The sequence below is a fragment of the Gordonia sp. (in: high G+C Gram-positive bacteria) genome (genome assembly GCF_012515855.1).
GTDB lineage: Bacteria > Actinomycetota > Actinomycetes > Mycobacteriales > Mycobacteriaceae > Gordonia.
On record NZ_JAAYXO010000214.1, the window covers coordinates 1 to 2,212 of the forward strand.

2 protein-coding genes are annotated in these 2,212 nt (G+C 71.0%); both read left to right on the plus strand.

Annotated elements, in window-relative coordinates:
- Window positions 1-56: 56 nt before the first annotated feature.
- On the plus strand, window positions 57-1,139 hold the full coding sequence (locus GX543_RS15755) for a zinc-dependent metalloprotease (RefSeq protein ID WP_290853284.1): 1,083 nt from the start codon (window positions 57-59) through the stop codon (window positions 1,137-1,139).
- A complete protein-coding gene (gene tilS, locus GX543_RS15760) occupies window positions 1,118-2,104 on the plus strand; it encodes a tRNA lysidine(34) synthetase TilS (RefSeq protein ID WP_290853285.1) in 987 nt (328 codons plus the stop codon). Before GX543_RS15755 ends, tilS begins: the two co-directional genes overlap by 22 nt.
- Window positions 2,105-2,212: the final 108 nt, after the last annotated feature.

Here is a 2,212-nt window from a genome sequence, read left to right on the forward strand (position 1 = left end):
CCAGACTGCGAAAGGGACAGACTGTGGAAACCGCCGCCGACGTGAATGAGGCCGACATGACTGGGCAGGACGCGACAGGAGTCGACCCGACCGACGCGGGCTACGGGCCGGTCGAGAACATCGACTGGGGTCTGGCTGCGACCGTCGGCAAGCGCGTCGCTCGCCCCGGACCCCGCGTCACCCGCTACACGTGGGAACGCGCGAATGCGGAACTCGTCGAAGCCGCGGTGCGGTCGGAGGGCCCGGTGCGCGAGGTGACGGGCCTGGCCGACGGACTCGCCATTCCGACAGCGCAGGTGCTGGACCGCTCCGGATGGATCGACGCCGCTGCCCGGTCGATGCCCGCGATGCTCGGCCCGGTGCAGCCGGGCGAGGAACGGCCGGGCACCGGTTTCACCGGCAAGGTGGCCGGTGTCCAAGCCGGCGGATTGCTCGCATTCCTGTCGAGCGCCATCCTCGGCCAGTACGACCCGTTCAGCGTCGACCCGGAGACCGGCGAAGTCGGCGTGTTGATGCTGGTGACGCCCAACATCATCGCGGTAGAGCGCCAGCTTCGCGTCGACCCGTCGGATTTCCGCCTCTGGGTGTGCCTGCACGAGGTGACGCACCGCGTCCAGTTCTCCGCCAACCCGTGGCTCGCCGACTACATGCGGTCCAATGTCGGTGCGCTGACCGGCGACGACGACGAGTCGGTCGCCGAGTTGGTCGGGCGCATCACCGAGGGCATGCGCAGCGGCAAGCCGCGGGAGAAGGGCGTGATCGGGCTGATGCAGTTGCTGCAGTCGCCCGAGCAGTTCGAGGCCTTCGAACGCGTTCTCGCGCTCGGCACCCTGCTGGAGGGCCACGCCGACCACGTCATGGACGCCGTCGGGCCGGCGCACGTGCCGACCGTCGAATCGATTCGCGCGGCGTTCGACCGTCGTCGGACGGCGCCGAAGAACCCGCTGCAGCGGCTCATCCGCGCCCTGATCGGCATGGACGCCAAGATCGCCCAGTACGTGCGCGGTAAGGCCTTCGTCGATCACGTGGTCGAGAAGGTGGGCATGGAGCGCTTCAACACGATCTGGACCTCCGCCGAGACCATGCCGCTGATGTCGGAGATCGACGACCCCGATGCATGGATCGAGCGGGTGCTCTGACTCCCGAACCGAGGCATGCCGACGCACAGCGCGCGGTGATCGGTGCGGTCCGCGGGTTCGCCTCGCGGTTCGCGGGCGCCGACCGCGTGTGCGTAGCTCTCTCGGGCGGCGCGGACTCGCTCGCGTTGACCGCCGCGGCCGTCCGGGCGGGCCTCGCCGTGCACGCCGTTGTGGTGGATCATCGACTGCAGGACGGTTCCGGCGACGTCGCCGAACGCGCTGCCGCCGTCGCTCGAGACGTGGGCGCCACGGCGGAGGTCCGCGCGGTGACGGTGGACGGACTGGGCGGCCTGGAGGCTGCCGCACGCCGCGCCCGCTACGCCGCGCTCGACGACGCCCGCGGTTCCCTGCCGGTGCTGTTGGGTCACACGCTCGACGACCAAGCCGAGACCGTCCTGCTCGGTCTCGGGCGCGGCTCCGGAGCGCGGTCGCTGGCGGGGATGCGCGCGTGGTCGCGCCCGTGGGGGCGGCCGCTCCTCGGCATTCGACGCGCGCAGACCCGAGCCGCCTGCGAGGCCTGGTCGCTACCGGTGTGGGACGACCCGCACAACGACGACCCGCGCTTCGCCCGTGTTCGCATCCGCAATGAGGTGCTGCCGCTGCTCGACGAGGTGCTGGGCGGGGGCGTCGCCGGCGCTCTGGCCCGCACGGCAACCCAGCTGCAGGATGACGCCGACGCGCTCGACGTTCCGGCGGACGAACTGCTTATGGACTGCGCGTACGGTCGCGTGCTGGATCTGGAGCCGTTGATCGGAACTGCTGTTGCCGTTCGCACGCGGGTACTGCGGGCCTGGCTGCAGTCCGTTGGCGCTGCCGAGCCGTCGTTCCGGGTGGTCGCGGCCGTGGACGGGCTGGTGACGGACTGGCACGGGCAGGGCCCGATCGCCGTCGGCGGAGACAGCGAAGCCCGCCTCGTCGTGACGAGGCGGGCCTCCGAGCTGCACGTGCGGCGAGTGCCCAGGTGATCCGGTTCGGGTGAATCGGTTCCGGGGACGGAGTCAGGTGACGATCGCGGTGACAGTCGGCTGAACGTCAGCCGGTGACTGGGTGGTGGGTGCGGTCGGCACGGGTGC

Excerpts from the sequence above, each read along its gene's own strand:
- tilS (WP_290853285.1), top strand. The coding sequence starts at position 1,118 with ATGGATCGAGCGGGTGCTCTGACTCCCGAACCGAGGCATGCCGACGCA.
- GX543_RS15755 (WP_290853284.1), top strand. The coding sequence starts at position 57 with ATGACTGGGCAGGACGCGACAGGAGTCGACCCGACCGACGCGGGCTAC.